This window comes from Achromobacter aloeverae (assembly GCF_004121055.1).
Classification (GTDB): domain Bacteria; phylum Pseudomonadota; class Gammaproteobacteria; order Burkholderiales; family Burkholderiaceae_B; genus Bordetella_C; species Bordetella_C aloeverae.
The window spans coordinates 272,768-298,695 of sequence record NZ_PYAL01000007.1; the positions used below are offsets into that span (position 1 = coordinate 272,768).

Genomic DNA, 25,928 nt, shown 5'->3' on the forward strand with positions numbered 1-25,928 from the left:
CAAAGAAAACGCTAGCGCCGGTCCGCCCGGTCTCCCCGTTTGGAACCCAAGCATCTCGATATCTTCCTGCTGCGCTGCCTGACGGCATTGATCAGCGAGGCGCACGTCACCCGCGCGGCATTGCGCATGGGCATGACGCAACCTGCCATGAGCGCGACGCTCGCACGGCTGCGCGCCTTGTTCAATGATCCCCTGCTGGTGCGCACCGAAAAAGGCATGGTGGCGACCGCGCGCGCCCTGGCGCTGGCGGAGAGCGTGCGCCAGGGCATCGCCCTGATCGACCACGCGCTGGTCCCGCACGACGCCTTCGATGCCGCGCGGGCGGACAAGCGTTTCGACGTCGCCGCGACGGAGTCGGTCGGCTTCGTCCTGATCCCCGCCTTGATCGCCCACCTGCGCGCGGTCGCCCCCGGCCTGCGCCTGCGCTCCCATGTGCCGGAGCTCGCCCGCGCCAGCCACGAGCTGGAGGAAGGCTATTCGGACCTGTTGATCAGCTTCATGCGGCCCGTTCCCGACGGCCTGCACGTGTCCCTGCTGCTGCGTCAGAAGCTGGCGGTGATTGCGGCGCGGCACCATCCCGACGTGCGCGGCAGCGTGGACCTGGAACAGTACACCCGCTGGCCCCATGTCTATTACACCCGCGGGCGGGAGGGGAATGCGACGCTGGAAGCCACCGTGGACGAAGCCCTGGCCGCCGTCGGCCTCGACCGGCGTATCGGCGCCTGGCAGCCATCCATCCTGTCGTCCGCCGCCGTCGTCGCGGCGTCCGATATGCTGGCCACCGTGCCCGAGCACCTGGCTCGGCACTTCGAGGCCACCGCCGGCGTGCAGGTGTTGCCGCCGCCGGTGCCCATGCCCGACGTGGATATCGCCATGTACTGGCACGACCGCATGCACAAGGACCCAGCCCACCAGTGGTTGCGGGGGGCCTTGCGGGATGTCGCGGCGCGGGTGCGGGCAGCTTGATTCCATGGGGGCGGGAAGGGTGTAGGCCATCCACACTACCCCCAGGCGGAGCCCGGCACCATCGCTACCGGCCCATGTCCACATACGTCGCCAGCGATGGCGGCGGGCGGGGTGCCATCCCATAATCATTCCGACCCTCAGCCCCGCTGCGCGGCAGCATCGCGAGTACCGGAATGCAAACATCACAATCCATGGACGACATCGGCGTGCGCGCCCACGCCGCCCCTCTTCCCGAGACCCACGCCAGCCACATTACGGTCCTGGCTGACCGGCAGCTCTACGCGCTGCACAACGTCATGCGCCTGGCGGGCCACGTCAGCGCCTACCCCTCCACGGCGCGCGGTTATGCGCCGTCGAACTGCTACCTGCTCAAGCATGACGATCGTGCCCTGTTGCTGGACAGCGGCTATACCGCGCACCAGCGGTCCCTGCTACGGCAGATCGGTTCCTTGCTGGAAACGAACGATGCGCTGTCGGTCTTTCCCATGCGCATCAACGAGTACATGTCGGTGTGCAATGTGGAAGCCATCGCGGCTGCCTTCGACGTCGAACAGTGCTATTCGGGCAATGCCGATGCGGCCAAGTGGGTGGACTTCGGCGGTCGGTCCGACGCCGCTCCCGGGACGGCCGGCGCCGACCGTGACTACGCGCTGAAGACCACGCTGGTGGGACGCGCGGCCACCTTGCACGTCGGCCGCGGCGAGAACCGCCCGCTGGTGGCCTTCCAGGCTCCCATACGCCTGATCAGCACCCGCTGGATGTACGACGCCGCCACGCACACGCTATTCACGTCCGACACGTTTTCGCACGAGTGGTCGCAGGAAGAGGATGGGCCGTGGACCACCACCGCCGCCGACAACCGGACCAGCGCGGCGCATATCCGCAGCTTCCTGTTGAACACGCGGTACTGGTGGCTCGAAGGCGGAAGCACCGACGCGCTGCGTCGCAAGCTGGCCGATGTCTTCGACAAGTACGACATCGAGACCATCGCGCCGGGCTACGGCCGCATTCTCCAAGGCAAGGACCTGGTGCGGCGGCAATACCAGATGCTGGACGACGTGTTGCGCGGCCTGGACAAGAGCCAGGTTCAACCCAAGTACGTAGACCGCGACGAGGTAAGGTGATGACGATAAGCAAGAAGCAGATGCCGCGTGAACTGGCGCCGGGCGTGTTCTGGCTGGGCGACTGCCTGGAACAGCAGGCCAACGGCAAGATCTATCATACGTACAACGCGGCGTTCCTGCTGATCGGCGAAAGTGCGTCCATGTTGATCGAGACCGGGCATCCCAAGGATTTTCCCCTGATCAACGCCCAGATGGAAACGCTGCTGGCGGGCAAGGCGCCGCTGAAGCACCTGTTCGTAACGCATCAGGAAACGCCGCATTCCGGCGGCCTGGGCCGCGTGCTGCACCGTTATCCGGAAGCGCTGGTGTGCGGCGATATCTGCGACTACCACCTCGCCTTTCCGCAGTATGCGCATCGCCTGCGCGAGATGCGGGGGGGCGACAAGGTGGACCTGGGCGGACGGGTGTTCGAGCTCGTCGAGCCGGTCATCCGCGACCTGCGCACCACGTGGTGGGGCTTCGACCACGGGGCGCGCGTACTGTTCCCCGGCGATGGCTTTGCGTACAGCCACTATCACGAGGACGGTCATTGCGGCCACTTCGCGGAAGAAGCCATCTCCTTGAATATCCCGGAAGTGTCGGCCGTCTTTGCCGACCGCGCGCTGTTCTGGACCAAGTTCACCGACATGAATATCTATGTCGACCGGCTGCAATGGCTGCTGGATACGCTGGACGTGAAGGTCATCGCGCCCACGCATGGCCTGCCCATCCTTGATCCGCGCGCCACCGTGCCCAAGATCAAGGAAGGCTTGCTGTACGGCAGTTCCGTGCCGGAGTCCGGGACGGAGAACGGACTGGCTGCCGCCGCGGCGGCCAAGGCGGCGGCAGCCGCGCTGGCGGTGCCCAGCTAGGCGGGACGGCGGACCCGGCACCGCGCGACAACTCAAAAACACGGAGACGGATGATGAACGAGGCCAAGGCAAGGAGGCAGTACAAGTGTGATCACCCCAGGGGAAGGCTGCGCGGCCGGGGGGTGTCCATCCTCATGGCCGCGCTATCGCTGCTATTGCCCCTGGCATGCGCCTGCGCTGCCGGTGCGGCCCGGGCCGGCGGCTATCCCAGCGCGCCCATCACCGTCATCGTGCCGACCAGCGCGGGCGGCGGCATGGACCTGATGGCGCGCGTCGTCAGCATGAAGATGGGGCAGTTGTTGAAGACCTCGTTCGTCGTGGAAAACGTACCGGGCGCCAACGGCATCATCGGCGCGGCGCGAGTGGCCAACGCGGCGCCGGACGGCTACACCATCCTGCTGGGCCAGACATCGCAGATGGTGATCAACCCCTATCTCTATTCCAATGTCTCCTACGACACGTTCAAGAGCTTCGTGCCCGTGGTGCGGCTGTCCAATGCGCCCAATGTGGTCGTCGTGCCCAACGAGTCGCCCTTCCATAGCCTGACCGATATCGTGGCCGCGGCGCGCAAGGCCAATGCGCAAGGCAAGAGCCTGAACCTGGCGACCCCGGGCAGCGGCACCGTATCGCATCTGACCAGCGTGTTGTTCCAGCAGGCGGCGAGGATCGAGTTCTCGCACATTCCCTACAAGGGCGCCAGCTCGGCGATCACGGACACCATTGCGGGTCGCGACGACCTGATGATGTCGTCGATTCCCACGTCGTTCGGCCAGATCAAGGCCGGCCAGCTACGCGCCGTGGCCGTGTCGGCCGACAAGCGCAGCACGTCGCTGCCCGATGTTCCGACCATCGCCGAGGCGGGTTATCCAGGGTTCAACGCCGGCACCTGGTACGGCTTCTTCGTTCCCGCGAAAACGCCTCCCCACATCGTCGACCTTCTCAACAAGGCCGCCAACGAAGCCCTGCAATCGCCGGACGTCGTGAAGACCATCCAGAGCGACGGCGGCGACGTGATCGGCGGCACCAGCCAGGCCTTCATGGCCGTCCTGGAGGAAGACGCGGCCAAGTGGTCCAAGGCGGTGAAAGAGTCCGGCGCAAAGGTGGACTGAGGTGCGCCGAAAGAAAAAGGCGCGGGCAGTTCACCACCGGTGGCGTGGATACACCTGTTCCTGCTGTCCTATCCGTCTACTCATCTTCACTAGGAAGCTCCCGCGAGCATAAGGAAAATTCCCTTTCCCGGTTGGAACTTTTCATATCGTCCGCTCACCAACCCGGCTCCATCCATGACCTTCGAGGAGCTAACGATGAACGACCCGGTTGTCCGCGATGAGACGCCTACAGAAGACGAGACCTTGATGGAGCTTGCGCTGCATCCCAACATTCTCCAGGAGCTTGATTCACTATTCAAAGTCTCCGCGGTAGACACGCTGGCACTTGGAGATACCCGCCGGTGCTAAGTTAGCGATAAAAGCGGTTCGCATATGCTCATGCGGACCGCCTTTTTTGCAACACTACCAAGCAGCACATACATTCATGCTCATTTGGAATCCTCTTTATGAGGTCACGTTTGGCGACCGTGACTTGCTTTTTCGCAGCGAATGCGAATTGATTCAGCTACAACGTCCGTCCAGAATGAACAGTTGGGGAATATTGCATGAACTGAATAAGGGAGTGGTTGCTAGCGAGGGAGCCTCATCTGCCGCCGAATGGGCACTGATCACTTTTCTCTTAAAAAAAGCACTTGTTGTCGTGTTGCCCGATCATCAAGTTGGCACCCCTATAGACAGATGTACGGGGCACTTTCTTTCTTTTACGTCCTCCCCTATCACTGCGCTACGCAGGCTTCGAGAGGCCCGCGTATGCATATTAGGCCTCGGTGGCGTCGGATCCATCGTCCTGCAGCATCTGGTGGGAGCCGGAATACGCCGGTACGTACTTGTCGACAAGGATCAGGTTGAAGCATCCAACCTAAATCGCCAGTTTGTGTATTCCAATTGTGATGTAGGAAGGATGAAGGTCGATGCATGCAAAAGTTATATAGCTTCTCGTCATGACGATTTTGAAGTAAGCACGTACGCCACATCCATAGAGTCCGTTGAATGCCTTGCTTCAAGGCGGCTAGAAGCATGTCAGTTGATTGTGCATTGCTTGGATACACCGAGATCTTTGATCGACGATGTGGTCTATTCATTTGGCGCCGAAAGAAAGATCGCCGTCACAACTGCCGCCGTTGGTGTCGAATTCGGTCACTGGGGGCCAATCATTAGTTCAAACGGTCGGATATCGTTCAAAGAATGGAAGGCGCAGTTCCGCGGCACCAGAGAGGGGGGCCTACAACAGAATAACGAGCCGACCCCATGGTCGTTTGGGCCTACCAATACGTTGATCTCTGCAAATTTGGCGCGTGATTGCATCGAATGGCTGGCAGGTAGCAGGCGAGTTGCTTCGGTCGATGCCCGCCTGGTGCAGTGCTTCGCAAATAATAAGGTGTATCGCTATGGCGTCTCACAAGAGTGCCAGCAAGAGGGGAGTCCGTGCGTTGCGTAACGTTCCTCGAGTCCGATTGCCTCGTTGATAATCTTGATTTCCCCCCGCGACTAGACCATGCATGGCTTCTTATTGCACGAGGGATTCACCTTCGGTTGTTTCGGAAAATCACACCGAGAAGGTTTGCTCCGTCAGCTATTCGGACGTTCTCGCAAACATCCTCGCACTCGTATCGGTTATCAATCGATCGCCGCTACAGCTGGACTGATGGCGATCTCCTTAACGCCTACGAGGTCGAGATAGCGCTTGTTCGTGGAGTGCTACTCGGTGTGTTTACATCTGTGAGCGCTATCAACTTCGAAGAAGTCGAAGTTTCCGTTCCCCCAAACTTCCGATTGACCGAGGAAGTTCTTGCGAGCCCAATTTTTACCGTCACTCCATCGTGTAGGCCTGAAGGGTCGAGGCCCGCACGTACGTGTGGTCCTTATGCGCTGGAAAGTCGAAGCCCGGACAATCGCATCATGACTTTCAAGCGAAGACCGGAGCATCCGGCCGCTGGAGGAGGGCCGGAGCGAGTGGGTATCGTCGTGACGAAAAGCAGAGACCAGGGTAGGCGCCTGCTTGCGTCAGGAAGACTTCATCTAAGTTGCCCGTTGGGGGCAGACCCCGGTACGTTTCGGCGCATCTGGCCGCTTAATCCCTTGACGAATGAGTTGACCAACCTAGGGGTATTCATCGTATCAAGAGTACACGTTCCCTTAATTGAGAATTGGAACTTGATGAGGGTCATTACGTGCGCACTTGATCGACACAAATTGGCTGAACTCACCGCCGGAACGTTCGTTCCCATGATCAACGTCTCACAGCTGTTTGACTTCACGGCACCAAGCATAGAAAAAGTCACCTTCTCCGATGATGGCCGCGATCAATCGAGGCCCGAAATGTTGGTCAATGGGCGGCGCCGTCGGTCGGCCTTTCCCCTTTGGTATGTTGACTTCGAACCAAATGGAAAGATTGCAGCCGACATATGTGCGCAGCTTGATCGGTTCGGAATCGACTGCCGTCCCGTCAGGATTTCATATGACGACTATTTAGCATCCCGGCTACCGAAGGAAGATGGACTTTCGCTAGAGATCATTCAACCTGCACTCACGGAAGAGTACTTTCGTGAACGCTGGAATGTTGTGGAAATGCGTGCTCCCTCAGCCCGAACATCGGAGTGCCATGGAGCTAATTTTTCAGGGGCGAAGAATTTCATCATTCCGCTTTTGCAGGCGAGGACTTCGTTGATGTCTGGCTACAAAGCATATGTAGGAAGAAGGTTGGCGGATTGCGAAGGGCTGGTCGATTGGAATGTGCTGTAACGCATAGCGTTGGCGGTCCCACGGGATCGATAACCCCGATAATTTCGCGTTTACAGGTATTTTCATGGCTTGGCAGAGCGGGTGCAGTCTGGACGCACGGCGAAGGATGGAAAAATAAGAATGCTTTTTTTTGAAAGAAATGGGCGAGCTTTTGTACGTGTACTTTGCTCTGAAACCCTGAATACGGCCTCGACTTCAGTCCTTGCCATCGCAGCTCCGCTCGTCGCGATATCCGCCCTGGGCGCCACGGTGTTCGAAGTCGCGATGTTGGCGGCAGCCTCGTCGGCGGCGCCACTCTTTTTCGGGCTGTCGGTCGGTCCGATCGTAGATCGTCTCGACCACAAGCGCCTCATGATCGGATGTAGCCTTGCACGGCTGCTCTGCGTTCTGATAGCCAGTGTTCTTTTCGTGGTGGGCTGGATGAACATCACTGTTCTTGCGGTCATAGGATTCGCGTTGTCCGCGGTGAAACTGCTGTTTGACACCGTCATGATCTCCGCCATGCCAGCCGTCGTAGCGCGAAGCGACCTAACCAAGGCGAACAGCTGGTACGAGGGCGCCAACTCTGCGGCGTCGACGGGGGCGCCGGCTACGGCCGGTTGGTTGCTGCAGCTGTTGCCGGCTGCCACGGTCTACATTATCGGGGCGTGCCTGTATCTGCTGAGTACAACGCTATTAAAGACAGTTTCGCTGCCCACGAAGCCAAATACTGAAATCCCGAAACGATCACATTGGGCCGACATCGCCGATAGCGTGCGGATACTCTGGGATAACCGGGTCCAGAGAGTCATCGCGATCGCGGCCGGTATTTTTAATTTTTTCCACTCGGCTTTTTTTGCTGTTTTCGCGCATTACGCCATAACGCAGCTCAAGTTCGATGCAGCTTCTTATGGAACCATGCTCTCGTTTGTGGGAGCCGCAGGCCTGCTAGCTGCATTGTTCGCTCCTCGCCTAGTTTCAAAAGTCGGCCCCAGGGGCACACTAGTCTGGTCACTATTGTCGATTGGTCCGCTAGGCGTTCCCCTTATCCTCCTGGAGGGGGCATCGCTACCCTACCAGGCGACGATAATCGTATTGTGCTTCGCAGTCTGGGACTTCATGATCGTCCTGCATCTGATCGTCGAGCAAACGATCAGGCAGGTCACTGTCGACTCAAGCCAGTTGGGGCGCGTGAGTTCCACGACGCGATTTGTGAGTTGGGGCGCCGATCCAATAGGTGCCCTGTCCGGAGGACTGCTTGCTTCCACGGCTATCGGTAGCCGCGGCGCGCTAGCCGTATGCCTGGTGGGATTCCTTGGCTCAGGCGCGACACTTCTCTTCTCCCGAACGATCGCGGCGCTCCCTGTCTCACAGGCCATGAACGATACATTGGCTGCAGGGCGATAAAGGAAGCGCCGATCCACCTTACTCCAGGGAAATATTCCGGTCCTTGATCAGCGTCGACCAGCGCTTGACCTGGTCGTCGATGTAGGCCTGCGCGCCGGACGGAGGAATGGTGCTGGGGTCGATGCCCAGGCTGTTCAGGCGCTTTACCACGTCGGGCGAGCTGATGACCGCCTGCACCGCGTCGGCCAGCTTCCTGGCGACGTCGGGCGGCGTGCCGTGCGGGACGAATACGCCATGCCACTCCAGCACCTCGAAGCCGGGATAGCCGCTTTCGGCAACCGTGGGAACGTCGGGCAAGGTGTTCAGGCGCTTGGCCGACGACACCGCGAGCGCGCGCAAGGTGCCGTTGCGCACATAGGGCAAGCCGGACGAGGCATTGGCGAAATAGGCATTCACCTGCCCGCCCACCAGGTCCACCAGCGCGGGCGCGCCGCCCTTGTAGGGGATGTGCAGCATGGTCAGGCCCGCGTCGCGCGCCAGCAGTTCGGCGGCCAGGTGGGCCGCGCTGCCGATGCCGTACGAGGCATAGGTGACCTTGTTGTCGGGATTCTTCGCCAGCGTGACGAACTCGGCCAGGTTGTTGGCCTTGACCTTGGGGTTCACCACCAGAATCAGCGGCGCGGTGGCCGTCAGCGCCACCGGGGTCAGGTCCTTGGAGGGATTGAAATTGAGCTTGCGCAGCGACGCGTTCACCGCATACGTGAAGGTGTCGTACAGGACGGTGTAGCCGTCCGGCGCGGAGCGGGCGACCACGCCTTCGGCGATGGTGGCGCCCGCCCCCGGGCGGTTTTCCACGATGATGCTCTGGCCCAGCTTTTCGCCCAAGGGTCCGGCGATGACGCGCGCGACGTTGTCGGCGCCGCCGCCCGCGGCATAGGGGACGATGAGGCGGATGGGCTGGTCGGGCCAGGCGGCCTGGGCGGCCAGGGGGGCGGCCGCCAGGATGGCGGACAGGAACAGGCCCCTGCGGATGCGTTGGAAGCGTTGCATGGATGTCTCCGGATGATTTTCAAGGCTGGGCGCGTCTGGTCCGATCATGGTTGCCGTCCTGGACGCGGGGTACCGCAAGGCTGGCGCCTTATTTGAAACCGTATAGCTGCTCGGGATTATCGACCAGTATGCGCTTGCGCTGGCCGGCATCGGGCACCCAGTCCTCCAGGACGGCCAGGGTGCTCGCCGTTTCCGGCGGCGTGGGCATCTCGGTCGGGTGCGGCCAGTCCGATCCCCACACCATGCGCTCGGGCGCCGCCGCGGCCAGCCTGCTCGCCACGTTGCGCGCCGTGGCGGCGTCGGCCGCGAGGTAGTGGCCGGAGAGCTTGACCCAGGTCCGGCCGGTTTGCAGCCGGTCCTGCACGATGGCCCAGGCGCGTTCATCCAGGGGGCCGTCCGCCAGGCGCGCCATGTGGTCGAACACGATGCCGCAAGGCAGCCGTTCGATGATGGCCTGGCTTTCGACGATCTGCGCGGGCGTCATGTGCAGTTGCACGTGCCAGCCCAGCGCATGTACGCGCGGCGCGAGCGCCGGCAGCATGTCGATGCGCGTGACGGCCGTGCGGGGAATGGCGACGGTAAAACGGATGCCGCGGATGCCGCCGTCGTGCAGGCGTTGCAGTTCGGCGTCCGTCACGTCGGGAAAGACCACGCCCACGCCCCGCGTGTCGCGCGCGCCCAGGGCCTGGATGGCGGCCAGGGTGACGCGGTTGTCGACCACATGCGGCGCCGGCGTGACGATCACCGCGCGTTGCAGGCCCAGGCTGTCGCGCAAGGCGCGATAACGGCCGGCCGTGCAGCCGGCCAGCGGATTGGGAGCCGCCGGAGCGTCGATGATCGCCGTGTCGTAAAGGTGCAAATGGGAATCGCAGGCGCCGGATGGCAATGCCTTCGGAACGTGCGTCCCCGTGGCGAGCGTTGTCTCTTCCATCTTTCTTTCTTGAGCCAGCCACCCGCGGCCAGCCATTTCATGTTCGAACGGAAGCCATCTTAGCCATTCCGGACGTCAGCGAATATTGAGTTTTTGTTTATCGCTAATGCAGTTTTCCTAATGAAGAGGAGAACGATCCGGCTGGCAAGCTGATGAACGGACCCGGTCTTCGCGCCTCGCTCCCTGGCTCAGGCCAAGGCCAGTGTCATCAGGTATTCGTCCTGGTAGACGCCGTCCACGCACAGGCCCTCCACTTCCTCGCCGTAGACCACGAACCCCAGCCGGCGATACAGCGCCAGCGCGGCCGTATTGGCTACATTGACGGTGAGATTCAGGCGTCGCACGCCCGGCATCGCGCGAGCCAGGCCGATGGCCGCGTCCAGCAAGGGCGCGGATACGCCCTTGCCCCGGTATGCCGGGACCACATAGACCGACACCAGGTAGGCCTTGTGCCTTTCCTTGCCGCCGCGAGCCCGGAATACGCAGGCGATGCCGACCAGGGCGTCCCCTGCGTATGCGCCCACGCCGCCCGCGCCGCCATGATCCGGTGGCGCGATGCGCTGGGCGACCTCGCTCAGCGACAGTTCCCGCTCATCCGCCAGGCTGGCGCCGAAGGCCGTGGGACATTCCTCCAGCGCCGCGAGCCGCAGCGCCTGGAACGCCGGCGCGTCATCGGCGGTCAGTTTGCGTACGGCGATCGATTCTGGCTGGTCGGGCATGGTCTTGGTCCGTCGGATGTTGGTTCGCGAGCGGGCTACGGTCCAGGAGGCGCGTCGTGACCGCCCGCCCCGGCTTGCGCCTCGTTGCCGAACAGCCGCGTCAATCCGCCCCGCAGGTGGTTCAGCATCGCCACGCGCGCGGCGTCGGGATCGCCGGCGCGGATGGCGTCGTCGATGGCGCGATGTTCGTTGCGCACGTCGACGGCGCGCCGCACCATGGGCTGTGGCGACAGCTCGCGCACCAGCTTGATCGATACGCGGGTCTGCTCCGCCAGCGCGTTCATGGTCATGCTGAAGAACCGGTTGCCGCTGGCCGCGGCGATGGCGGCATGGAAGGCGATGTCCTCCTCGATGCCCGGCTCGCCGTGCGCCAGCGCGCTTTCCAGCAGGCGGCGGCGCCGGGTGATTTCGTCCTGCAACTGCGGATCGCCGCAACGGGCCGCGCAGGCCGCGCTTTCCGCTTCGAGCAGGCAGCGGAATTCCAGGAAGCTGCGCACGTCGGGAATGCTGTGCAGCGGACCGAAGGCGGCGCTTTGCAGCGCGGGCGGCTTGCCCACGAAGTTGCCCGCGCCGCGCCTGGCATAGACCCAACCCTCCGTGCGCAGCCGCGCCAGTGCCTGGCGCAGCACCGGCCGTGATACGCCCAGCTGGCGCGACAACTCGTCTTCGCTGGGCAGGCGCTGGTCGGGCGTCATGCCCTCGACCATGGCCAGCACTTGCTTGTAGGCGAAATCGCTCAACGGGGAGATGGCCACGATGACCTCGCTCGATCCGAAGTAGTAAACGAAGTAGTAATACTAGTCAGGCAATTAATTGACATGGTAGCGCCGCGCCACGAGGATGCCTATAGCCGCGGCGGCAGGTTTGCCGGATAGCCACGCCGCCGCGCCTTTCCGTTTACCAGCACAGGGCAGCGCATGGCGACCATTACGGCATTACGCAGCATCCGCATCAACGAGCGTCCCAATCTCATCTGGGTGGAAATAGAGACCGATGAAGGCCTGGTGGGCCTGGGGGAATCCTTCCGCGGCGCCCAGGCCGTGGAGGCCGTCCTGCACGAACAGGTCGCGCCCTGGCTGCTGGGGCGGGATGCGCGGCATATCGAGGCGGTATCGCAGCAGCTCATGAATCCCTATCTGGGTTTCCACAGCGCCAGCGCCGAAGTGCGTGCCGCGAGCGCGGTGGATATCGCGCTGTGGGACCTGGCGGGCCAGCGCCAGGGCGTCCCGGTCTATATCGCCATGGGCGGCGGCGTGCGCGACCGCATCCGCGCGTACAACACCTGCGCGGGGTATTCGTACAACACCGCCGGCACCGTGCGCCGCAGCACGGACGGCTCCGAAGCGCCCAAGGGCCCCTATGACGACCAGATCGCCTTCATGCGCGACGCCGGCGAACTGGCCCACAGCCTGCTCGATGAAGGCTACACCGCGATGAAGATATGGCCGTTCGACGGCTATGCGGCGGCAACCGGCGGGCACCTGATCGGGCCGGAGGATTTGCGGCGCGGCCTGGAGCCCTTTCGCAAGATCCGCGATGCCGTCGGCGACCGCATCGACGTGATGTGCGAGCTGCACAGCATGTGGACGGCCGGCGCGGCGGCGCGCATATGCCGCGGACTGGAGGAATACGGCGTGTTCTGGGCGGAGGATCCCATCGCCAAGATGGACGACGTCCAGGCGCTGGCCGACCTGCGCCGCCAGACGCGCGTGCCCGTCTGCGGCAGCGAGACATTGGCGGGATTGGTGCCTTTCCGCGACCTGCTCGCACGCGACGCGGTCGACGTGGTGATGCTGGACCTGGCCTGGTGCGGCGGACTGACGGAAGGGCGCAAGATCGCCGCCCTGGCCCAGGCTTACGCGCGCCCACTGGCGCCGCACGATTGCACGGGCCCGGTGACGTTGATCGCGGGCCTGCACCTGGCCATGCACGCGCCCACGGCGATCTTCCAGGAAGTGGTGCGCGCTACCTTGAGCACGTGGTATCGGGACCTGGTGACCGAGCTTCCGGCGGTCGAGCTAGGCATGGTGCTCGCCCCCACGGCGCCCGGCCTGGGCACGCGGCTGCACCCCGATGTGGCCAGGCGCGCCGACGCCGTGGTGCGCACGAGCAAGAGATAGCAGACCCGGAATAACAAGGCAGGGGAACATCCCCGCGAGGAGACAGACATGAAACGACTACTGACGGGCGTGCTGCTGGCCTGCGCCGCGTTTGGCGCGACGGCGCAATCCACCTGGCCCAAGGACCATCCGGTGCAGGTGGTCGTGCCTTTCCCCGCGGGCGGGGCCACCGACGCCATCGGCCGCATCATGGCCGAACAGTTGCAGAAGCGGCTGGGCGGCAATTTCATCGTGCAGAACCGCCCCGGCGCGACCGGCACGATAGGGGGCGGTTTCGTCAGCCGCGCAGCCCCGGACGGCTACACCTTGATGATGTCCTCGCTGGGCACCTACGTGATCGCGCCGCACCTGATCAAGTCCATGCCCTATGACGCCCTGAAGGACTTCGACTACATCACCGTCGCGGTGCAGGCGCCCAACGTGCTGGTCGCCGGACCGGACAAGAAGGCCCGCACCGTCCAGGATGTCATCGCCGAATTGCAAGCCAAGCCGGGACATGTGAGCTTCGCCAACTCGGGCTACGGCGCATCGGATCACCTGTCGGCCGAGGTCTTCCTGCAACAGACGAAAACGGAAGGCATGCACGTGGCCTACAAGGGTGGGGCGCCCGCCATCAGCGACCTGATGGGCGGCCAGGTCGACTATTCTTTCCAGAACGTCAATGCGGTGCTGGGCCTGGTCCAGGCCGGCAAGCTCCACGCCATCGCGGTGACGGGCGCGCGGCGCTCGCCCGTCCTGCCGGACGTGCCCACTTTGGCCGAGGCCGGCGTGCCCAATGCGGTGATCTACTCCTGGCAGGCCCTGGCCGCGCCCAAGGGACTGCCGCCCGACATCAAGTCCCGCCTCGCCGCGGCCGCCATCGCCAGCATGAAGGACCCGTCGGTCGCCAGCAAGCTGGAAGAACAGGGCCTGGAGATCGTCGCCAACACGCCACAGGAGTTCACGGCGTTCCAGGCGCGGGAATACAAGCGGTGGAAGGACCTGATCGAGGAAAGGAACATCCACATCGAATAGGGAGCGGCCGGGCCAGGTCCCGCTCAAGCGACAAGCGCCCCGACGCTCAGGCCAGCGACTTGAAGAAGTACTTGGGCGAGTCCTCGTAGCCTTGGCGAAGATAGAAGCGATGGGCGTCGACCCGGCGCGCATGGCAATGCAGCTCGATGCGGTCGCAGCCCCGCTCCCGGGCGATTTCCACCGCCCGGCCTTCCAGCAGGGCGCCCACCCCTTCGCCACGCGCGTCCTCCGACACGCAGAAATAGCTGATGCGGCAGAAGTCGCCCGCCAGGGCCAGTTGCGGGATGAAGTGCAGGGAGATGATGCCAAGCACGGCGTCGTCCCGCGTCGCCGCCAGCATCACTTCATCCGGATGGGAAATCAATTGGGCGATGCGCCGCTCGATGAAGGGGGCCGTGCCCGGGTAGCCCAGCGTAGCGAGCAGGCGCGCGATGGCGGCGGAGTCCGCCACGGTGGGGGTCCTGATTTCGATGCGTTGCGTCGTTTCCATGATCTTGCGTCCAGATTTGAAGATAGACGATAAAAGATATAGACGATTGGATGAATCACGCATCATATTGCGCCGCCATGACACCCAGGTTTCAGGCGTCGCCGGGGTCGGCCAGCGTGGCGTCCCAGGAGAACAGTCCCGCGCCGGCCCGCTGCGCCATCGCCTCGACGATACGCCGCGCCAGCGCCGGCACCAGGGGATGCGGCGGCTGTCCGGCCAGCGTGGCCATGCCCATGTCGTACCCGATGACAGGCCGGAAGGGCCGGGCGGCCAGGCCGGTATCGAGGCACGTGTCCATGCACAAATGCGCCAGCAGGCCGTTGACGATGGACACGCCGACGCCGCGCGCCGCCAGCCGGCAGGCCATGTCCACGGAATGCACCTCCGCCCGGATCTGCGGTGCCAGCCGCCCCTGCCTGAAGGTCTGGTCGATCTGCTGGCGCAGGGATCGCTGCCGTCCCAGCAGCACCAGGTCCATGCCTTGCAGGTCGGCGGGCGTGACGGCGGCCAGGCCTTGCAGCGGATGGCCGGCCGGCATGACGCAGACCGCCTCGGTGGAAAACCGCAGCACCATCTCCAGCCCGGAGTTCAGCGCCGGGGCCCGTACCAGCGCCAGGTCCGCCTCGCGGCCCAGTACCGCGGCCTCGCTGGCCTCATAGGTCCCCACGAGGATCTCCACCGCCACGTCGGGATGATCGTCCAGGAAGGATTGCGCCACCTCCGGCATGACGGTCTGCGCCACCGTGCTGGGCAATTGCACGCGCACCAGCGTGCGGCGCAGGCCGCCCAGGCGCAGCTGGTTCACGTGGCGGTGCAACGAGGCCGCGCCCAGCATCATGTTCTGCACGTCCGGCAGCAGGGATTCCGCCTCCGTGCTGGGATAGAGCCGTCCCTTGCGCCGCACGAAGAGCGGCAGGCCCATGGCGGCCTCGAACTGGCTCAGCAAGCGGCTGACAGCCGGCTGAGACGTCTGCAGGCGCTGCGCGGCTTCTATCGTCGACCCCGTGGTCATGAAGGCGACAAAGGCCTCCAGCTGCTTGAAGTTCATCCTGTCTCTATCGTCCGTGGGCGCCGTCGGGCCGGTTTCCTAGGGTTAACACCCAATTTTCCTGAATTCACATAGGCGTATACCGGGTCCGCATACGGTTGCCAGGCCAGCCTGGCCGACCGAACATGCGGCCATGGCTGATTCTGCTGAATCACACCACGCTAATCAACAGCCGCCCGCCAGCCCCGACCCGAGAAGAGCCCGCATGCGTGACTCCGCCTTCCGCCCCTCCTGTTGCCGGAGGACGCCATGACCGCGTTCATCATCCGCCGGCTGTGCCAGAGCGTCGTGATCCTGTTCCTGACCTCGCTCATCGTCTTCGCCGGCGTCTACGCCATCGGCGACCCGATCGAAATCCTGGTCCCCGCGGACGCCTCCCAGGCCGAGATCGCGCAGGCCGTGCAGTCGCTGGGCCTGGACCTGCCGCTGCACCAGCAGTACCTGCCCTTCGTCGCGAATGCCTTGCATGGCGACCTGGGCACGTCCTTCGTCTTCAACCAGCCGGCCATCCAGCTGATCCTGCAGCGGCTGCCCGCCACGCTGGAACTGGCCTGCGTCGCCTTGGTGCTGGCGCTGGCCATCGGCCTGCCGCTGGGCCTGGTGGCCGGGCTCAAGCCGGACTCTGCCCTGGACCGCGGGATCATGACCGGGTCCATCCTGGGATTCAGCCTGCCCAATTTCTGGCAAGGCATCATGCTGGTGCTGGTTTTCTCCGTCACGCTGGGTTGGCTGCCGTCGACGGGGCGCGGCGCCACCGGCACGGTACTGGGCATCCATACCAGCCTGGCCACCTGGGACGGCGTGCGCCATCTCATCCTGCCGGCATTGAACCTGGCCCTCTTCAAGATCGCGCTGATCGTGCGGCTGACGCGGGGCGGCGTGCGCGAGACCATGCCCCTGGACTACGTCAAGTTCGCGCGCGCCAAGGGCCTGCGCGAATCGCGCGTGATCTACATGCACGTGCTAAAGAACATCCTGATTCCCATCGTCACCGTGGTCGGCATGGAGTTCGGATCCATGATCGCCTTCGCCACGGTGACGGAAACCATCTTCGCGTGGCCCGGCGTGGGCAAGCTCATCATCGACAGCATCATGAAGCTGGACCGGCCCGTCGTCGTGGCCTACCTGTTGATCGTGGTGACCATGTTCATCCTGCTCAACCTGCTGGTGGACATCGTCTACTCCTTCCTGGATCCGCGCGTACGCCTGGGAGCCGCCGATTGAAGCCCGCCTTCCTCAAGCATCTCAGCCGCGACACCACCCCCGGCCAGGCCGTGCACGGCGTCCTCGACAGCCGGCCGGCCACGCTCGCCGCCATCGTGCTCCTGCTGCTGGTGCTGGCCGCGCTGCTGGCGCCCTGGATCGCGCCGCAAGATCCCTACAACCTGGCGTCCATTACCATCCTGGACGGCCGCATGCCGCCGGGCAGCACGGGAATCTATGGCGATTTCTACAGCCTGGGCACGGACGCGCAAGGCCGCGACATGCTGTCGGCCATGATGTACGGCCTGCGCACCAGCCTGAGCGTGGGCGTGCTCAGCGGCCTGTTCGCCATGGCCGTGGGGACCGCGCTGGGCCTGTGCGCGGCCTACTTCGGGGGCCGTATCGACACGCTGATCATGCGCCTGGTCGATCTCATGCTGGGTTTTCCCACCATCCTGGTCGCGCTGATGATGCTGGCCATCCTGGGCCAGGGCCTGGGCAAGGTCATCCTCGCGCTGGTGGTGGTGCAATGGGCGTACTTCGCGCGGGCGGTGCGGGCGACCGCCGTGGTCGAACGGCGCAAGGAATACATGGAGGCCGCCCTGTGCCTGGGCTTGAGCCACCGGCGCGCACTGTTCAGCCAGCTGCTGCCCAATTGCATTCCGCCGATCATCGTCATCGCCATGATCCAGACCGCCAACGCCATCGCGGCGGAAGCCACGCTGAGCTTCCTGGGCATCGGCCTGCCCGTGACCCAGCCGTCGCTGGGATTGCTCATCGCCAACGGCTACCAGCAGATGCTGGCGGGCCTGTACTGGATCAGCGTATTCCCGGGCGTGTTGCTGCTGGCCGTGGTCTTCTCCATGAACATCGTGGGCGACCGCGTGCGCGAGGCGCTGAATCCGCGCCTGCAGAAATAGGAAGGCCAGCCGCCATGCCCATTCCCATGCCCATGCCCGCGCCCATGCCCACGCTTTCCGTCCGCAACCTGCGCACCTGGTTCCACACCCGCGCCGGCATCGTGCGCGCCGTGGACGACGTAAGTTTCGACGTCCACCCTGGCGAGATCGTCGGCCTGGTGGGCGAGTCCGGCTCCGGCAAATCCATCACCGGCTTTTCCGTGCTGGGGCTGATAGACCCGCCCGGCCGCATCGACAGCGGCCAGGTGCTGTTCAAGGGCACGGACCTCGCCACGCTGTCGCGCGAACAACTGCGCCAGCTGCGCGGCAACCGCATCGCCATGGTCTTCCAGGACCCGATGATGACGCTGAACCCCGTGTTCCGCATCGAGACCCAGATGGTGGAAACGATACGCAGCCACGAGCGTTGCAGCCACAAGGCGGCATGGGCGCGATCGCGCGACGCCCTGGCCGCCGTCGGCATCCCGTCGCCCGAAGAGCGCCTGAAGGCCTATCCGCACCAGTTGTCCGGCGGCATGCGCCAGCGCGTGGCCATCGCCATCGCCATCCTGCACAAACCGGACCTGATCATCGCCGACGAACCGACGACGGCGCTGGATGTCACCATACAGGCCCAGATCCTCGCCGAGATGCAGAAGCTGTGCGCCGACACCGGCACGGCCATGGTATGGGTCAGCCACGACCTGGCCGTGATCGCCGGCCTGGCGGACCGCGTCTGCGTGATGTACGCCGGCCGCATCGTCGAATCCGGCCCGACCGACGATATCCTGGACCGCCCCCGCCACCCCTATACGGTGGGCCTGATCGGATCGGTCCCCAGCAATGCGCGGACCGGCCCTCGCCTTTACCAGATCCCCGGCATGGCGCCGTCGCCGCTGTCGCTGCCGGCCGGCTGCGCCTTCCATCCCCGCTGCGGCCACGCGACCGACCGCTGCCGCGCCGAGCAGCCCGCCATCGAGACCGACGGCGCGCGCGCGTACCGCTGCTTCCATCCCCGCCCAGGAGACGACTCTTGACCTCGCCCCTCTTGATGCAGGCCGAGCAGGTCTCGCGCCTGTTCGTCAGGCGCCCCGACTACGCCGAACGCCTGGCCGGCCTGCTGGGCGTCAAGGTGGCGTCCCACACCGTGCATGCGGTGGACCGCGTCGACCTCTCCATCCACGAGGGCGAGGTCGTCGGCCTGGTGGGCGAATCCGGCTGCGGCAAGTCCACGCTGGGCCGCCTGCTGGCCGGCATCCTGCCCGTCACGTCCGGCACCGTACGCACGCCCGCGGGCGAACTGGGCCGCCTGCATGGCCGCGCCGCCCACGCCCAGCGCATGGCGACCCAGATGATTTTCCAGGACCCCATGTCCTCGCTCAACCCGCGCAAGCGCATCCGCGACATCATCGGCGAAGCGCCGCTGGCCCACGGCATGACGGACCGCGCCGGCTACGACGACTATGTCGTCGACGTGATGCGCCGCGTGGGCCTGGACCCGGACTACCGCAACCGCTTCCCGCACCAGTTCTCCGGCGGCCAGCGCCAGCGGGTGGGCATAGGGCGCGCGCTGGCGGTCAAGCCGCGCTTCCTGATCTGCGACGAGTCGATCGCGGCGCTGGACGTGTCGATCCAGGCGCAGATCCTGAATCTCTTCATGGACCTGCGCGAGGAACTGGGCCTGACCTACCTGTTCATCAGCCACGATCTCGGGGTGGTGCAGCGCATCAGCGACCGCACGGTCATCATGTACCTGGGGCGCATCGTCGAATCCGGCCCGACGCGGGATATCTTCGAGGCGCCACGCCATCCCTATACGCAAGCGCTGCTGGAGGAAGTCCCCCGGCTGTCCAACCGCAAGCGCCGCTTCCATGGCATCAAGGGCGAAATCCCCTCGCCCCTGCATCCGCCCCCCGGCTGCCATTTCCATCCACGCTGTCCGCATGCCATGCCCCGCTGCCAGGCTGAACAGCCTTTACTGCAAACCGTGGGCGAGGCGCATCGCGCTGCCTGCCACCTGATAGACCAGCCCCTCACCGCGCGGGCGGGAGCCTTGCCATGAGAACCCTGTTATTGGCCTGCGCGCTGATGCTTTCGAGCGTCGTCGGCCCTGTCCCGGCGCAGGCCCGACCGCTGCTGACGATAGGGCACTCCAGCGAGCCGTCCTCCATGGACCCCCTGTTCTCGCGCACCGGCAACAACCAGGCGGCGGCGGAGAATATCTTCGAACGCCTGGTGTCCACCGACGAGAACATGCAGATCCGGCCGGGCCTGGCGCTCTCCTGGCGTGCGCTTGAACCCACCTTGTGGGAAATCAGGCTGCGGCCGGGCGTGCTGTTCCACGACGGCACGCCCTTCACGGCGGACGACGTGGTGTTCTCGATGGACCGCGCGGCCAAGGTGCCCAACAGTCCCGCGCCCTTCACCGGCGCGGTGCGCGCGATCGCCGGCATCGACGTGGTGGATCCGCTGACCTTGCGCATCCACACCCGCCAGCCCACGCCGGACCTCATGGAGCAGGTCGGCCTTGTCTACATCCTGTCGCGCCACGCCGCGCAAGGCAAGCGTTCCGAGGACTACAACTCGGGAGAGGCCGCCATCGGTACCGGCCCCTACAAGTTCAAGCGGTGGCAGCCGGGCGACAGCCTGGAGCTGGAGCGCAACGACCGGTACTGGGGCCGCCGTCCCGACTTCGACCGCGTCGTCATCCGCTACATCGCCAACGACGCGGCGCGCGTCTCGGCCCTGCTGTCCGGATCGGTCGACATGATAGACAGCGTGCCGCCCAACGACGCCCGCGGCCTGGAGCACAAGCCCGGCTATACGCTGTTCCGGTCCGCCTCCGCCCGCCTGATCTACCTGGCGCTGGATTCCTCCCGCGACGCCAGCCCCTATGTCACCGACGCCGATGGCAAGCCCACGACCGTCAACCCGCTGAAGGATGTGCGGGTGCGGCGCGCCATTTCCATGATGTTCATGCGCGAACCCATCACCACCCGCCTGCTGAACGGCGCCGGCGTGCCGGCCGGCCAGATGGTGCCCGAAGGCCTGGGCGGCTACGACCCCGACTTGCCGCCGCCGGCCTACGATCTACAGGGCGCGCGCGCCCTGCTGGCCCAGGCGGGCTATCCCAAGGGCTTCGGCCTGACCATCCATTCCTCCAATGACCGCTTCGCCGGCGACAGCGACCTGGCCCAGGCCTTGGCGCAGATGATGGCGCGGGCGGGCCTGCGCATCAACGGTGTGGTTACCCAACCCTACAACGTCTACGCGGGCGCCAGCAGCAAACAGCAATACAGCGCCTTCATCTTTTCCTACGGCAACAGCACCAGCGACTCGTCGAACGGGCTTACCAATGTGCTGGCGACCTATGACAAGGCCGCCGGCACGGGCGCCTTCAACCGCGCGCGCTACTCCAACCCGGAACTGGACCGCCTGCTGGCGAAGGCAGCGGTCGAATTCGACACCGGCAAGCGCGATGCCCTGTTGCGGCAAGCCGCCGAGGCGGGTTTCAACGATGTCGGCATCGTGCCGCTCTATTTCCCGGTCGTGTTCTGGGCCGCGCGCGACGGCATCGTCGTCCGCGCCAACAAGCTCGAACGCACATCCATGCTCTATATCGAGGAAGCCAAATGACCGCATCCGCAGATCCCGCCGCCGGCCACGTCTTGAAGAACCAGATGGTGCGCACGCGCGACGGCGTGCACCTGGCCACGGACGTCCACTTCCCGCCCGGCTACCGTCCGGGCCACGACGCGCCCTTGCCGGTCATCCTCGAACGCACGCCCTACGGCAAGGGCGAGATATCCCGTTCCGAGCAGATCGACGGCACGCTGGGCGTGCCGCGTCCGCGGGTGGCACGCTATTTCGCCGCGCACGGGTTCGCCGTGGTTTTCCAGGACTGCCGCGGCCGCTACGACTCCGAGGGTCACTTCACGAAGTACCTGTCGGAAGGACAGGACGGCTACGACACGCTGGCGTGGATCGTGGCTCAGCCCTGGTGCAACGGCAAGGTGGGCACCATGGGCCTTTCCTACGCCGCCCACACGCAACTGGCCCTGGCCTGCCTGAATCCACCGGGGCTGGCGTGCATGGTGCTGGACTCCGGCGGTTTCTCCAATGGTTACCAATGCGGCATCCGGCAGTCGGGCGCCTTCGAACTGAAGCAGGCCACTTGGGCATTCAAGCAGGCCAGGCTCAGCCCGGCCGCGCAGCAGGACCCCGTGGCGCGCGCCGCGCTGGACGCCCAGGACATCCGCCAGTGGTTTACGCGCATGCCCTGGCGGCCGGGCCATTCGCCGGTCGCGGCCGTGCCGGAGTACGAGGACTATCTGTTCGAGCAATGGCGGGCCGACACCTTCGACGACACCTGGCGCCAGTTGGGAATCTATGGCCAGGGCTACTACGACCGCATTCCCGACGTGCCCGTGGTGCTGATGTCCAGCTGGTATGACGCCTACGTGCGCACGACCATGGAGAACTACGCCGGCTTGACGGCAGGCCGCCGTGCGCCCGTGCGCCTGATCATGGGCCCGTGGCTGCATGGCGACCGCAACATCACCCACAGCGGCGATGCCGAATTCGGCCCCAAGGCCGCGTTCGACGGCAATGTCGCCGCCGATTGGCTGAGCTTCCGGCTGGCCTGGTTCCGGCATTGGCTGCAGGACCGCCCCGCCGAATCCGCGGCCGATCCCGTCGCCCGCCTGTTCCTGATGGGCGGCGGCAGCGGCCGGCGCGACGCCCAGGGACGGTTCGACCATGGCGGCAGCTGGGTGCAGGCAGACACGTGGCCAGTGCCCCAAGCGACGCCCACGGCCTACTACCTGCATGCCGACGGCGGGCTGCGTACCCGCAAGCCCGCCGAGGCCGGCGCGCGTATCCGCTATCAAGCCGATCCGCGGCGCCCCGTCCCCACGATAGGCGGGTCCCTCACTTCCGGCCAGCCGGTGTTCGAAGGCGGTGGTTTCGACCAGCGCGAGGACGCCCGCTTCTTCGGCGTGGAGCAGCCGGGCCTGCCCCTGTCCTCGCGCGACGACGTGGTGGTCTTCCAGACCGCGCCGCTGGAAGAAGACCTGGCGGTGGTCGGCCCCGTCACGGTGCGGTTGTTCGTCTCGTCGGATTGCCCGGACACGGATTTCACCGCCAAGCTGGTCGATGTGTACCCGCCCAACCCGGACTTTCCAGCGGGCTACGCGCTGAATCTCACCGACGGCATCTTCCGCTGCCGCTTCCATGCCTCATGGGAGCAGGCCACGCCGCTGGAGCCGCACAAGATCTATGAGATCACCATAGAGCCCTTCGCCACCTGCAACCTGTTCCAGCGCGGCCACCGCATCCGGCTGGATATCGCCAGCAGCAATTTCCCCAAGTACGACGTCAATCCGCAGACCGGCGAAACGGCGGCCGATGCAAGGGAGAAGCGGATCGCGGTGAACACCCTGCACCTGTCGGCCGTCCACGCTTCCAGCGTGACGCTGAGCGTGGCGCGGCCGCGGGACTTGCGGCCGCTGTAATCGCCGCGCGGCGTGGGGGAGCGAGTGCACGCCAAGCCGCCTGCCCGGCGCGATGGACGCCGATGCGCCTTGCGCGTTGTGGACCGCGGGCTGGCAAAGGCCTAGCCGACCGCGAACTCGTCGAACAATTGCGCGACCAGCGGATTGTGCGCATCGCGCCGGCTGACGCCATAGGTTTCGGACCTGGCCTGCACGCCTGCCAAGGGGCGGAACACGGCCCCCCGCAAGGCCGAGTGCCGCAAGGCTTGCGGCACCACGCCCACGCCCAGGCCCTGCGCCACCAGCGACACCACGGCCAGCCAATGGCGCACTTCGTGCCGCACGTCGGGACGGAACCCCGCCTCCGCGCAGATCGCGAGAATGCGGTCGTGGTAGTCGGGCGACACGCTCTGCGCGAACAGCACGAAGGGCTCGCCGGTGAGATCCACGGGCCGCACCGCCGCGCCCCGCGTCAAGCGGTGCCGCGCGGGCAGGCAGCACACGAAGGGCTCGGACAGCAGCAGGCGGCTGTCCAGTTCGTCGGGCATGCGGCTGGTATGGATGAACCCCAGGTCCAGCCGGTCGTGCATCAAGCCCGCGATCTGGTCACCGGAATTGAGCTCCGTCAGCGTCACGCGCACCCTGGGATAGCGGGCCTGGAAATTCCGCAGCGCCTGCGGCAAGCCGCGATACAGCATGGCGCCGACGAAACCGACGCGCAGCCGCCCCGCCAGGCCGGCCGCCACATTGCGCGCCTCCAGCGACGCCTCTTCGGCCTGGGCCAGGATCTTGCGCGCCGACACGCGCATCGCCTGTCCGGCGGCGGTCAGCCGCACCTCCTTGTTGTTGCGCTCGAACAGGCGCGCGCCGACGCTCTCCTCCAGCTGCCGTATCGCGACGGACAGCGGCGGCTGCGAGATCGACAGCCGCGCCGCCGCGCGGCTGAAATGCAACTCCTCGGCAAGCACGGAGAAATAACGCAAATGCCTCAATTCCATGAGGAACCTCCTGTCCCGCGGAACGACGCCGCCGCCTGGCCCGCTGGGACGGGACGACGCCTTCTATATTTATTGCCTATCGTATAAAACAAAATCAATATTGGATAGCTATAGTTCCCCTGCCTAGAATCCCTCGCATAACCATCCAGCCGAGGAGACACGGCATGCCGCAGGCCGAGCAACATCCCATCCCCGACCGCCGGGGCGAGAACTTCTACACCACCGACCAGGAGCTGCGCGCGCTGCTGCCGCTCTACCTGCCCGACGACCTGCTGCGCCACATGGCGCCCCACTTCGCGCGCATGGGCGAACTGGCCGGCGGCAAGGTCGACGACCTTGCCGGCATCGCCGACCATCATCCCCCCACGCTGCAATACCGCTCGCGCAACGGGCTGGACGAACAGCGCGTACTCAAGCATCCCGCCTATGTCGAGCTGGAGCGCATCGCGCTCAGCGAATTCGGCCTGGGCGCCATGTCGCACCGGGAAGAGACCCTGGGCTGGCGCGGCCCCATGCCGGCCACGGTCAAGTACGTGCTGACCTATCTCTTCGTGCAATCCGAATTCGGCTTGTGCTGCCCGGTGTCGATGACGGACTCGTTGACGCGCACCCTGCGCAAGTTCGGCAGTCCGGAACTGGTGGCGCGCTATCTGCCGCGCCTGACGTCGCTGGATTTCGAGGACCTGGCCCAGGGCGCCATGTTCATGACGGAACAGGCCGCCGGCTCGGACATCGCCGCCACCACGGCGCGCGCCCAGCCCGCCGGCGACGACAGCTGGCTGCTGCACGGCGACAAATGGTTCTGCTCCAACCCGGACGCCGACCTGGCCATGGTGCTGGCGCGCCCGGACGGCGCCCCGGCGGGGATGAAGGGCATTTCCCTTTTCCTCTTGCCCCGCCGCCTGGAAGACGGCAGCGCCAACCGCTACCGCATCGTGCGGCTGAAGGACAAGCTGGGCACGCGCTCCATGGCCAGCGGCGAGATCCGCCTGGAAGGCGCGGTCGCCTACCTGGTCGGCGAAGCGGGCCGGGGCTTCGTGCAGATCGCCGACATGGTGAACAACTCCCGCCTGTCCAACGGCGTGCGCGCGGCAGGGTTGATGCGGCGCGCCGTGGCCGAGGCCGAGTTCATCGCCCGCGAACGGCACGCCTTCGGCCGCAGCCTGCAGGACATGCCGCTGATGCGGCGCCAGCTCGACAAGCTGCGCGTGCCCGCCGAACAGGCGCGCACAATGATGTTCCAGACGGCGCGGGCGCTGGCGCGGTCGGATGCGGGCGAGCCCGGCGCCTATGCCCTGCTGCGCATCCTCACCCCGCTGATCAAGTTCCGCGCCTGCCGCGATGCCCGCAAGGTGACCGGCGATGCGATGGAAGTCCGGGGCGGCTGCGGCTATATCGAGGAGTGGAGCGATCCGCGCCTGGTCCGCGACGCCCATCTGGGTTCGATCTGGGAAGGCACCAGCAATATCGTGGCCCTGGATGTGATCCGCGCCATCAAGCGCGACGACGCCCTGCCGGCGCTGCGCGCGCACACGGACGACCTGCTAGGCCAGGCCGCCGGCAAGCTGGCGCCGGATTTCGCCGACACGCTGCGCCGGGCCATGGACGGCGCCTGCGCCCTGGCCATGGCCGCGGCGGGCGACGGAGATGGCAGCGATGTATTGGCCCGCCAGGCCGCCTCCGCGTTGTATCACTGCGCCAGCGCCATCGCCATGGCCTGGGAGGCCGTCACGGGCGGCTCGGTCGACCGCCTGCGCTGGGCCGGGCTGGTCTTGCAGCACCGCGTCCTGCCCCGCGACCCGCTGGCGCCGGACGCTTGAACCCGTCGCCGCGATCCCATCGCGGC

The 25,928-nt window shown here is 65.4% G+C and carries 24 protein-coding genes; 17 read left to right on the forward strand and 7 right to left on the reverse strand.

All coding sequences use genetic code 11. From position 1 onward, the window contains the following. Positions 1-39 precede the first annotated feature (39 nt). The 8 genes from C7R54_RS22650 to C7R54_RS22680 all read left to right on the forward strand — a co-directional run bounded on the left by C7R54_RS22650 (position 40) and on the right by C7R54_RS22680 (position 8,178). Complete coding sequence (locus C7R54_RS22650; protein ID WP_129152788.1) at positions 40-966, forward strand: LysR family transcriptional regulator; 927 nt, start codon at positions 40-42, stop codon at positions 964-966. A gap of 173 nt (positions 967-1,139) precedes the next feature. Beyond that, positions 1,140-2,090 (forward strand): hypothetical protein, encoded by a 951-nt coding sequence (locus C7R54_RS22655; protein WP_129152790.1) that lies wholly within the window; start codon positions 1,140-1,142, stop codon positions 2,088-2,090. Beyond that, the gene (locus C7R54_RS22660) at positions 2,090-2,941 is read left to right on the forward strand and encodes an MBL fold metallo-hydrolase (RefSeq protein ID WP_129152792.1); all 852 of its coding nucleotides are present in this window, start codon (positions 2,090-2,092) and stop codon (positions 2,939-2,941) included. The genes C7R54_RS22655 and C7R54_RS22660 overlap by 1 nt, the downstream gene beginning before the upstream one ends. Positions 2,942-3,075: 134 nt before the next feature. Next, positions 3,076-4,050 (forward strand): Bug family tripartite tricarboxylate transporter substrate binding protein, encoded by a 975-nt coding sequence (locus tag C7R54_RS22665; RefSeq protein WP_158021265.1) that lies wholly within the window; start codon positions 3,076-3,078, stop codon positions 4,048-4,050. Between the two features lie 195 nt (positions 4,051-4,245). Continuing rightward, a complete protein-coding gene (locus C7R54_RS28915; RefSeq protein ID WP_158021266.1) occupies positions 4,246-4,398 on the forward strand; it encodes a hypothetical protein in 153 nt (50 codons plus the stop codon). 76 nt (positions 4,399-4,474) lie between these two features. Next, positions 4,475-5,488: a HesA/MoeB/ThiF family protein gene (locus C7R54_RS22670; protein WP_129152796.1), complete on the forward strand. Its 1,014-nt coding sequence runs from the start codon at positions 4,475-4,477 to the stop codon at positions 5,486-5,488. Positions 5,489-6,243: 755 nt separating this feature from the next. Continuing rightward, complete coding sequence (locus C7R54_RS22675; protein ID WP_129152797.1) at positions 6,244-6,792, forward strand: hypothetical protein; 549 nt, start codon at positions 6,244-6,246, stop codon at positions 6,790-6,792. Positions 6,793-6,912: 120 nt separating this feature from the next. Next, positions 6,913-8,178, forward strand: coding sequence for an MFS transporter (locus C7R54_RS22680; RefSeq protein ID WP_129152799.1), 1,266 nt, complete (start codon positions 6,913-6,915; stop codon positions 8,176-8,178). 18 nt (positions 8,179-8,196) lie between these two features. Here the strand turns inward: C7R54_RS22680 and C7R54_RS22685 are convergent, their stop codons facing one another. The 4 genes from C7R54_RS22685 to C7R54_RS22700 all read right to left on the reverse strand — a co-directional run bounded on the left by C7R54_RS22685 (position 8,197) and on the right by C7R54_RS22700 (position 11,573). Beyond that, positions 8,197-9,168 (reverse strand): tripartite tricarboxylate transporter substrate binding protein, encoded by a 972-nt coding sequence (locus C7R54_RS22685; protein WP_129152801.1) that lies wholly within the window; start codon positions 9,166-9,168, stop codon positions 8,197-8,199. A gap of 88 nt (positions 9,169-9,256) precedes the next feature. Beyond that, positions 9,257-10,099: an amidohydrolase family protein gene (locus C7R54_RS22690; RefSeq protein WP_129152803.1), complete on the reverse strand. Its 843-nt coding sequence runs from the start codon at positions 10,097-10,099 to the stop codon at positions 9,257-9,259. A gap of 188 nt (positions 10,100-10,287) precedes the next feature. Then, positions 10,288-10,818: a GNAT family N-acetyltransferase gene (locus tag C7R54_RS22695; RefSeq protein ID WP_129152805.1), complete on the reverse strand. Its 531-nt coding sequence runs from the start codon at positions 10,816-10,818 to the stop codon at positions 10,288-10,290. Between the two features lie 35 nt (positions 10,819-10,853). Then, positions 10,854-11,573 carry a FadR/GntR family transcriptional regulator gene (locus C7R54_RS22700; protein ID WP_129152807.1) on the reverse strand — a complete coding sequence of 240 codons (720 nt, stop codon included), beginning with the start codon at positions 11,571-11,573 and terminating at the stop codon, positions 10,854-10,856. A gap of 162 nt (positions 11,574-11,735) precedes the next feature. On the opposite strand from C7R54_RS22700, the gene C7R54_RS22705 reads away from it, so the two are divergent. Continuing rightward, positions 11,736-12,938: a mandelate racemase/muconate lactonizing enzyme family protein gene (locus tag C7R54_RS22705; protein WP_129152809.1), complete on the forward strand. Its 1,203-nt coding sequence runs from the start codon at positions 11,736-11,738 to the stop codon at positions 12,936-12,938. Positions 12,939-12,986: 48 nt separating this feature from the next. Then, a complete protein-coding gene (locus tag C7R54_RS22710) occupies positions 12,987-13,952 on the forward strand; it encodes a Bug family tripartite tricarboxylate transporter substrate binding protein (RefSeq protein ID WP_129152811.1) in 966 nt (321 codons plus the stop codon). Positions 13,953-13,998: 46 nt separating this feature from the next. On the opposite strand, the gene C7R54_RS22715 is transcribed toward C7R54_RS22710, so the two are convergent. Together C7R54_RS22715 and C7R54_RS22720 are read right to left on the reverse strand one after the other, a co-directional pair. Next, on the reverse strand, positions 13,999-14,442 hold the full coding sequence (locus C7R54_RS22715) for a GNAT family N-acetyltransferase (protein ID WP_129152813.1): 444 nt from the start codon (positions 14,440-14,442) through the stop codon (positions 13,999-14,001). Positions 14,443-14,533: 91 nt separating this feature from the next. Beyond that, the gene (locus C7R54_RS22720; protein WP_129152815.1) at positions 14,534-15,490 is read right to left on the reverse strand and encodes a LysR substrate-binding domain-containing protein; all 957 of its coding nucleotides are present in this window, start codon (positions 15,488-15,490) and stop codon (positions 14,534-14,536) included. 249 nt (positions 15,491-15,739) lie between these two features. Here C7R54_RS22720 and C7R54_RS22725 point away from each other — a divergent pair, with 249 nt between their 5' ends. Genes C7R54_RS22725 through C7R54_RS22750 form a run of 6 tightly spaced genes read left to right on the forward strand, consistent with a single transcriptional unit; the run spans position 15,740 to position 23,105 of the window. Next, positions 15,740-16,714 carry an ABC transporter permease gene (locus tag C7R54_RS22725; RefSeq protein WP_129152817.1) on the forward strand — a complete coding sequence of 325 codons (975 nt, stop codon included), beginning with the start codon at positions 15,740-15,742 and terminating at the stop codon, positions 16,712-16,714. Beyond that, positions 16,711-17,613, forward strand: a complete 903-nt coding sequence (locus C7R54_RS22730) for an ABC transporter permease (protein ID WP_129152819.1) — start codon at positions 16,711-16,713, stop codon at positions 17,611-17,613. The genes C7R54_RS22725 and C7R54_RS22730 overlap by 4 nt, the downstream gene beginning before the upstream one ends. 32 nt (positions 17,614-17,645) lie before the next feature. After that, positions 17,646-18,629, forward strand: a complete 984-nt coding sequence (locus tag C7R54_RS22735) for an ABC transporter ATP-binding protein (protein WP_129153154.1) — start codon at positions 17,646-17,648, stop codon at positions 18,627-18,629. Between the two features lie 14 nt (positions 18,630-18,643). Continuing rightward, positions 18,644-19,654 carry an ABC transporter ATP-binding protein gene (locus C7R54_RS22740; RefSeq protein ID WP_129153155.1) on the forward strand — a complete coding sequence of 337 codons (1,011 nt, stop codon included), beginning with the start codon at positions 18,644-18,646 and terminating at the stop codon, positions 19,652-19,654. Beyond that, positions 19,651-21,228, forward strand: a complete 1,578-nt coding sequence (locus C7R54_RS22745) for an ABC transporter substrate-binding protein (RefSeq protein ID WP_129152821.1) — start codon at positions 19,651-19,653, stop codon at positions 21,226-21,228. Before C7R54_RS22740 ends, C7R54_RS22745 begins: the two co-directional genes overlap by 4 nt. Next, positions 21,225-23,105 (forward strand): CocE/NonD family hydrolase, encoded by a 1,881-nt coding sequence (locus C7R54_RS22750; protein ID WP_129152823.1) that lies wholly within the window; start codon positions 21,225-21,227, stop codon positions 23,103-23,105. Before C7R54_RS22745 ends, C7R54_RS22750 begins: the two co-directional genes overlap by 4 nt. A gap of 101 nt (positions 23,106-23,206) precedes the next feature. On the opposite strand, the gene C7R54_RS22755 is transcribed toward C7R54_RS22750, so the two are convergent. Then, positions 23,207-24,082: a LysR family transcriptional regulator gene (locus C7R54_RS22755; RefSeq protein WP_129152825.1), complete on the reverse strand. Its 876-nt coding sequence runs from the start codon at positions 24,080-24,082 to the stop codon at positions 23,207-23,209. 164 nt (positions 24,083-24,246) lie between these two features. Here C7R54_RS22755 and C7R54_RS22760 point away from each other — a divergent pair, with 164 nt between their 5' ends. Then, positions 24,247-25,902, forward strand: a complete 1,656-nt coding sequence (locus C7R54_RS22760) for an acyl-CoA dehydrogenase family protein (RefSeq protein ID WP_129152827.1) — start codon at positions 24,247-24,249, stop codon at positions 25,900-25,902. The last annotated feature ends 26 nt before the right edge of the window (positions 25,903-25,928 follow it).